Raw genomic sequence first — 6165 nt, forward strand, 5'->3', positions numbered from 1 at the left:
GGGGGTTACAGTATGGCAAAAAGAGAATACGGGCAAGAACAACCTTACATACCAGTTGGTATTTTTAAATTAAGACTGCCATTTATACATTATAGAGTTGAAGTATCTGAGCTTTTGCAAGCGATACTAATGTGTTCTACCTGTCTAGGTGCAATACCGGTACTTACGGAAAATTTGGGTATACCATTTGAATTAGCATGGTCAATGGTTATTATAAATGGATTATTGTATACAATCCATGCAACATGGGGAGACCCTGTTGTACCCGGATGGATTACACCTGCAATACCATTAACATTGGCATACATTACCGGATTTGAAATGGGACCTGAAAGAACTCAAGCCATGATAGCTTTGCAGATAATGGTTGGGGTAATATTTTTGGTAATGGGTATTACTGGAATGGCTAGCAAGCTTTTAAGAATAGTGCCTGAGTCAATAAAGGCAGGTATACTTATGGGAGCAGGGCTTGCTGCAATAATAGGTGAATTTACACCAGGAAAAAGATTTGACAAGACTCCTATCACTATAGGACTATGTATATTACTTTCTTACTTTATGCTTTTTTCGGAAAAATTTAAAAAAATGCGTAAGTCCAATTTTGTTTTAGATAAGATAGCAGGCTTTGGTATGTTGCCGGCTATTATTCTAGCTGTTATTGTCGGACCTATAGTTGGCGAATATCCAGTTCCAAATATAGATATATTCCCAATCATACATTTTCCGGATATCAATGGCATATTACAGCACGCAAGCATATTTGGTGTAGGATTTCCAAACATTGATTTATTTATTAAAGCTATACCAACAGCTATAGTTATATACATAATAGCTTTTGGAGATTTTGTTACTACAGAGGCTCTTATAGGAGAGGCTGATGAAATAAGACAAGATGAAAAAATAGATTTTAATGCAAATAGGTCAAATCTTTTAAGTGCAGTAAGAAATTTAATAGAAGGATTTTTCTGTGCATATCCAACTTTAGCCGGACCACTATGGGCAGCAGTAACAGCCTCTGTTGCAGAAAGATATAAAGAAGGCCCTGACAAGATGCAGAGCATATTCTCAGGTGTTGGTACATTTAGATGGGCGACATTTATTGCAGTTACACTTACTCCTGTAGTTACACTAGTGCAGCCGATATTACCAGCAGCTTTAAGTGCTACACTTGTAGTGCAAGGATTTATTTGCACAAGATTAGCCATGGAGTCTTGCCCAAATAGACTTGATATGGGTATATGTGGGGTTATAGGTGCAATGATAGTGGCAAAAGGAGCATCTTGGGGACTTGCAACAGGTATAGTCCTAGTTATATTATTGAGCATAAAAGATGCAAATAAGGCAAAAATAGCTGCTGAAAAAGTAGAAAATGAATAAAAAATTATACATTTTAGCAATAGCATAATAAATACAAATATTTAATGTTTTAGCCAAAACAAACTAAATATCCTACAAATAAAATTTTAATGAGGAATTCCCGATTAGTTACTTCGGGGTTTCCTTTTTTATATAAGAAAGGAAAATATGAAAATAGGAATAAAGTATTGCGGAGGATGTCAAAGTAAGTATAATAGAAGGAAAGTAGTAGACGAAATAATAAATAAAAATTCAAATCAAAATGATTTTTATTTCGTTGAAGAAAATGGAGTATATGACTTAATCGTAGTAGTATCAGGGTGTCAAATAAAATGTGCATCAATTTCTAAATATATTACTAAAAATGGCTATTTAGAAATAGATTGTCAAAATTATCAAGAGGCTCAGAAATTATTAGCAAAAAAATTGACTGAAATAAAATTTTAATTTAATTATAAAGGCAGGAGGAAAAATTGATAAATAATAAATTAGATATTAAACTGAAACAAAATCTTATAGTTACACAATCTCAAATCCTGTCTTTAAAATTATTAGAAATGAACCAAATTGAGCTGAAAGAATATTTAATAAACGAATATGAGTCTAATCCCATATTAAAAAAACAAGAATTAGAAAAAATTAATTTGCAAAGCATAAAAACCAAGCATATTTCAAATAAAACAAATATGGATGAGCAAAACAATACATTGGATTATGCCATATATTACGACAAAAATATAGAAATCGAGCTACTATTCCAGCTAGATGTCACTTCATTTTCAAACAAACAGATAGAAATTATGAAATACCTAATAGGATTGCTGGACGATAAAGGCTTTTTTAAATATGATTTAAAAGACATTTCACAGCTTACAAATTATAATCTTAAAGAACTCAAGGATTGCTTAGAAATACTTAAACAATTAGAACCTGAAGGAATATTTAGTGAAAATCCTGAGCAGTGCCTAATTTATCAATATAACAAGCACTGGCAAACAGACGATGAAATTAACATACTAATAAAAAATAATTTACAAGACTTGCTTTTAAGAAACGTAACTAAAATAAACAAACAAACAAGTATTAAACAAGAAAAAATAAGAGAAGTAATAGACAAAATCAGCGATTTAACCCCATATCCATTTTATAACAAAGCTGACAGTCAACCCGAATATATAATACCTGACATATTAGTATCTAGGATAAATAATGTTTGGAAAATAGAACTAAACGACACCTTTGTAGACGAATATACCTATGATGATTATTATTTATCCTTAATTCAAAAAGCACAGGACGAAGAACTAAAAAAATACCTAAATATAAACTTGGAAAGAGCTAGATTTGCAATAGAAAGCATTAAAAAAAGAAGAAACACCATACTAAAAATAGTAAAAAATATATTAGATAGACAAGAAAACTATTTTTTGAAAAACCAACCTCTAAAGCCAATGACACTGTCAGATATAGCAAATGATTTAGATATAAGTGAGTCTACAGTCAGTAGAGCAGTGAAATGCAAGTATATGCAGTATAAAAAAATGTATCTACTAAAAGAATTATTTTCTAATAAAGTAAATGCACAAGGCAATTCATCTAAAGAAGTAAAAAATATCATAAAAAATATAATAGACTCAGAAAATAAAAAAAGTCCATATAGCGATTTAGAAATAAAAGATATAGTATTAAACCAAGGAATAAAGATATCAAGACGCACTGTTACAAAATATAGAGAGTCAATGGACATATTAAATTCTTCTAAAAGAAAAAAATAAATTTTTAAGGCATATATTGACATTTAGGTGAAAAATTATGAAAACAATAGTGGCACTGGGAGACTCCTTGACCTTTGGGTATTGCGTGACTGAAGAAAACAAATGGGTCAACATTATAAACAAATCCCTCAAGCAAAACCATATTGACGTAAAAATAATAAATAGCGGCATTAACGGGGATACCACAAGGGCAATGTATCAAAGGCTAAATCAAGACGTGCTTTCTTATAATCCGGTTGAGGTAGTAATGTGGTCAGGAGCAAATGACTTTTATTTTAACACATATCCATTTGAGGAAACATTAAAATATTTTGAAAAAATTACACAAAGTTTAAACAAAAATTTTATCAAAGTTAATTATATTTTAGGACCGGACGTTAATTTAAATTTGGCATTGACAGAAATAGAATACGCTACATTAAAATCAATGCTTGTAAAATTTGAAAAATTAAAACAATTTTTTGATAAAAATGATTACAAATATTTAGATTTAAGAAACATATTCCACAGTGAAAATAATGAAGATTATTTTATTGACACAATACATTTTAATAATAAAGGCTCAAAAATTATAGCAGATAAAATATATAGGTATATTGTTGATAAAATCATAAAATAAAACTATTTATTTACTCAATTATAGGTATGCTTGTAAAATTAATCCAGTCAATATAAAAACAATAAAAAAATAAAATTTGACAATACTGAAAAATTGCTGTAAATTATATCTATAATTGCGTATGCTTTTGGGTAGAATTATTAGCAATTAATAGTCTTATAATATTATTTTAGACATAGTATAATTAGGAGGCAACATGAATAACTTGCTAATGGATGTCGAAGGTGAAATAGCAGTAGTTAGTATAAATCGTCCTAAGGCATTAAACGCATTGAACACTGAGACAGTACAAGAAATTAATGAATGCTTTAAAGAAATACAAAATAGAAAAGACATTAAAGTAGTCATTCTTACAGGAGCGGGAGAAAAATCTTTTGTAGCCGGAGCAGATATCGCTCAGATGTCTAATATGACACCAAAGGAAGCAAGAGAGATGAGTTTAAATGCTTACGAAGCTTTTTCTAGAATCGAAAATTGCCCTCAAGTTGTCATAGCAGCAGTTAATGGCTTTGCATTAGGCGGGGGCTGCGAAATTGCAATGTCATGTGACATAAGAATAGTAGCCGACACTGCAAAATTTGGGCAACCGGAAGTAGGTCTAGGAATTATCCCGGGATTTGGCGGCACACAAAGATTGCCAAGATTAGTTGGCAAAGGAAGAGCCAAAGAATTAATTTTTACAGCAGAAACTATAGATGCAAATGAAGCATATAGAATTGGTCTAGTAAATAAAGTTGTACCAAAAGAAGAACTAATGGATACCTGTAAAAAAATGGCTCAAAGAATTCTAAAAAATGGTTCATTAGCAATAACTCTAGCTAAACAAGCAATTAACCTTGGTGTAGAAATGGATTTAAACAGCGGTATACAATTGGAGTCAAATCAATTTGGATTGACATTTTCTTCACAAGACCAAAAAGAAGGAATGAATGCTTTCCTAGAAAAAAGAAAAGCTGAGCTTAAAGATTTTTAAGCAAAAAATTTAGTTTATTCAATTAATAAAAAATAAATTTTAAAGGAGATTTTTATGAGAAATGTTGTAATAGCAAGTGCAGCAAGAACAGCAGTTGGTAGCTTTGGCGGAGCATTAAAAGGACTTAGTGCAGTTGAACTAGGAACAATAGCAGCTAAAGAGGCTATAAAAAGAGCAGGAATTAAACCCGAAGACATTCAAGAAGTAGTTCTTGGTAATGTATTGCAAGCCGGACTTGGACAAAACCCTGCAAGACAAATCACACTAAACGCAGGTATACCAATATCAGTGCCTGCAATGACATTAAATAAAGTTTGCGGTTCAGGACTTAGAACAGTATCACTTGCAGCACAAATGATAAAAGCAGGAGATGTTGATATAGTATTAGCAGGTGGAGCAGAGTCCATGTCAAATGCACCATTCTTACTTCCTAAAATGAGATGGGGAGCTAGAATGAATGATACAAATGTAGTTGATGAAATGATAAAAGACGGACTTTGGGACGCATTCAACGACTATCACATGGGTATCACAGCAGAAAACGTAGCAGAACAATTTGGTATCTCAAGACAAGAACAGGACGAATTAGCAGTAAACAGCCAAAATAGAGCAGAAAATGCTATAAAAAATGGATATTTCAAAGAAGAAATAGTACCTATAGAATTAAAAGATAGAAAAGGGAATGTAACAATATTTGACACAGACGAATATGTAAGAATGGGTCAAACAATGGATGCAGCTGCAAAATTAAAACCAGCATTCAAAAAAGACGGTACAGTTACAGCAGGTAACGCATCAGGTATAAATGATGGAGCAGCTTGCCTAGTAATAATGAGTGAAGAAAAAGCCAACGAACTTGGAATAAAACCATTAGCAAAAATCGTATCTTACGCATCAGCAGGCGTAGACCCTAAAATAATGGGAACAGGTCCAATACCATCAAGCAAAATGGCAATGGAAAAAGCTGGACTTACCGCAGCGGATATTGACCTAGTAGAAGCAAATGAAGCATTTGCATCTCAAGCATTTGAAGTAGTTAAAGAATTAGGGTTCTCCATGGATAAAGTTAACGTAAACGGTGGAGCAATAGCAATAGGACACCCAATCGGAGCATCAGGAGCAAGAATTCTTACAACATTACTTTATGAAATGAAAAGACGTGACGTTAAAAAAGGCCTAGCTACACTTTGCATAGGTGGCGGAATGGGTACAGCTCTTATAGTTGAAAGATAATAACTGAATATATATGCAAATAGCACAATAATATTATTGTGCTATTTGCATAATATATAAAAATTAAAACAAATTGAAAAAATATTAACAAGCATATTAAAAATATTTAAAGCGTAAAATTAAAATTTTTTTATATAAAATAGAAAACCTTTTCTAAAAACCAAAACCCCTAAGGAGGAAAAAAATGGAATTTGGACTATCAAAACAAC

The 6165-nt window shown here is 31.7% G+C and carries 6 protein-coding genes; all 6 read left to right on the forward strand.

Annotation, left to right across the window (positions count from 1 at the left end; all coding sequences use genetic code 11):
- Positions 1-12 precede the first annotated feature (12 nt).
- Positions 13-1377 (forward strand): benzoate/H(+) symporter BenE family transporter, encoded by a 1365-nt coding sequence (locus BBG48_RS06910; RefSeq protein WP_068914094.1) that lies wholly within the window; start codon positions 13-15, stop codon positions 1375-1377.
- Positions 1378-1524: 147 nt separating this feature from the next.
- Positions 1525-1803 (forward strand): hypothetical protein, encoded by a 279-nt coding sequence (locus BBG48_RS06915; protein ID WP_068914095.1) that lies wholly within the window; start codon positions 1525-1527, stop codon positions 1801-1803.
- Between the two features lie 26 nt (positions 1804-1829).
- The gene (gene rpoN / locus BBG48_RS06920) at positions 1830-3131 is read left to right on the forward strand and encodes an RNA polymerase factor sigma-54 (protein ID WP_068914096.1); all 1302 of its coding nucleotides are present in this window, start codon (positions 1830-1832) and stop codon (positions 3129-3131) included.
- A 37-nt stretch (positions 3132-3168) separates the two neighbouring features.
- On the forward strand, positions 3169-3750 hold the full coding sequence (locus BBG48_RS06925) for an SGNH/GDSL hydrolase family protein (RefSeq protein ID WP_068914097.1): 582 nt from the start codon (positions 3169-3171) through the stop codon (positions 3748-3750).
- Between the two features lie 196 nt (positions 3751-3946).
- Positions 3947-4723, forward strand: a complete 777-nt coding sequence (locus BBG48_RS06930) for an enoyl-CoA hydratase-related protein (RefSeq protein WP_068914098.1) — start codon at positions 3947-3949, stop codon at positions 4721-4723.
- 54 nt (positions 4724-4777) lie between these two features.
- On the forward strand, positions 4778-5956 hold the full coding sequence (locus tag BBG48_RS06935) for an acetyl-CoA C-acetyltransferase (RefSeq protein ID WP_068914099.1): 1179 nt from the start codon (positions 4778-4780) through the stop codon (positions 5954-5956).
- The last annotated feature ends 209 nt before the right edge of the window (positions 5957-6165 follow it).

It is taken from the genome of Criibacterium bergeronii, from assembly GCF_001693775.2.
Taxonomy (GTDB): Bacteria; Bacillota; Clostridia; order Peptostreptococcales; family Filifactoraceae; genus Peptoanaerobacter; species Peptoanaerobacter bergeronii.

Bases quoted from the DNA above. Each gene is read 5' to 3' on its own strand.
- BBG48_RS06925 (WP_068914097.1), top strand. From the start codon at position 3,169: ATGAAAACAATAGTGGCACTGGGAGACTCCTTGACCTTTGGGTATTGC.
- BBG48_RS06910 (WP_068914094.1), top strand. From the start codon at position 13: ATGGCAAAAAGAGAATACGGGCAAGAACAACCTTACATACCAGTTGGT.
- BBG48_RS06935 (WP_068914099.1), top strand. From the start codon at position 4,778: ATGAGAAATGTTGTAATAGCAAGTGCAGCAAGAACAGCAGTTGGTAGC.
- BBG48_RS06915 (WP_068914095.1), top strand. From the start codon at position 1,525: ATGAAAATAGGAATAAAGTATTGCGGAGGATGTCAAAGTAAGTATAAT.
- BBG48_RS06930 (WP_068914098.1), top strand. From the start codon at position 3,947: ATGAATAACTTGCTAATGGATGTCGAAGGTGAAATAGCAGTAGTTAGT.